Origin of the sequence: Hymenobacter gelipurpurascens, from assembly GCF_900187375.1 — a bacterium.
Lineage (GTDB): Bacteria > Bacteroidota > Bacteroidia > Cytophagales > Hymenobacteraceae > Hymenobacter > Hymenobacter gelipurpurascens.
In genome coordinates this window covers 1-1,074 of record NZ_FYEW01000009.1, presented here as the reverse complement: position 1 = coordinate 1,074, position 1,074 = coordinate 1, and the positions used below count along the sequence as shown (strand labels likewise).

Annotated in this window: 2 protein-coding genes; both read left to right on the top strand. The window is 57.7% G+C overall.

What is annotated here, in order from left to right; translation table 11 throughout:
* Nucleotides 1-261: hypothetical protein (locus tag CFT68_RS22000; protein ID WP_212590460.1), on the top strand; the 261-nt coding region annotated here is incomplete at its 5' end.
* A 19-nt stretch (nucleotides 262-280) separates the two neighbouring features.
* Nucleotides 281-1,074: glycosyltransferase family 2 protein (locus CFT68_RS21385; RefSeq protein WP_088845730.1), on the top strand; the 794-nt coding region annotated here is incomplete at its 3' end.

Genomic DNA, 1,074 nt, shown 5'->3' with positions numbered 1-1,074 from the left:
GAGCTGCGCCGCCAGGGAGAGCCCGAGATTTCTCGAGAAGCCTTTATGGCGGGTCTGCGGCGCATCCCCTGGTGGCAGAAGCTTAACCGCCGCCGCCATCATTACTCGATAATGTTGTACCGGGAAGCCAGGTTCTGTTTGCACACCAAACGCTACGTACGAGCACTGAGAGCCTTTGCGGCCAGCCTGTTGCTAAACCCATATTTTGGCTTAGCTACGGTGCGCAAGGTCCTGACCCAAGGAGTAACACCTTCCATATAACCTGTAAACCGGCTGGGCAATGCAATCTTTACTATCCATTATCCTACCGGTTTACAACCAGGAGCGTTATCTGGCCGAAACTCTCGATAGCGTCCTGGGACAGCAGTATCAGGACTTCGAGCTGCTGCTGCACGATGACGGCTCGACCGACAACTCCGCCGCCATCATTCGTGAGTTTGCCTACCGCGATGCCCGCGTACGAGCATCTTTTTCTCCTAATGCGGGTAAATGCCTCTCAACAAATCGGTTGGTGGAACAAGCACGGGGCGAGTGGTGCGTGTTTCTTGATGCGGACGACGTGATGCTGCCCGAGCGCCTGGCCCGGCAGCTGGCCTACCACCTGGAGCACCCCGAGGTGGATGCCAGCAGCTGTCACTGCTACTACATCAACGAGCAGGGGCAGCGCCTGGGCATTCAGCGCTACCCAGGCCTGCGCACTGTGGAAGAAGGTAAGCGGGCGGTGGCCACGAACGAATTCACTTTGATTGCTTTCACTGGCCTGATGATCAACAAGCGGGTGTTCCAACTCATCGGCGGGTTGCGCAGGGAGTTTTGGCCTTGTGAGGACTATGACTTAACCAACCGGTTGCTTGAACACGGCTACTCGCTGATCATCTTGCCCGAGCCCCTGATGCTTTACCGCATTCACACGACCTCAGTGACCATGAGCCAGCCCCTGCACACGTTCGACGTGCTGGATTTTAGCGTACGCTGCACCGAGCTGCGCCGCCAGGGAGAGCCCGAGATTTCTCGAGAAGCCTTTATGGCGGGTCTGCGGCGCATCCCCTGGTGGCAGAAGCTTAACCGCCGCCG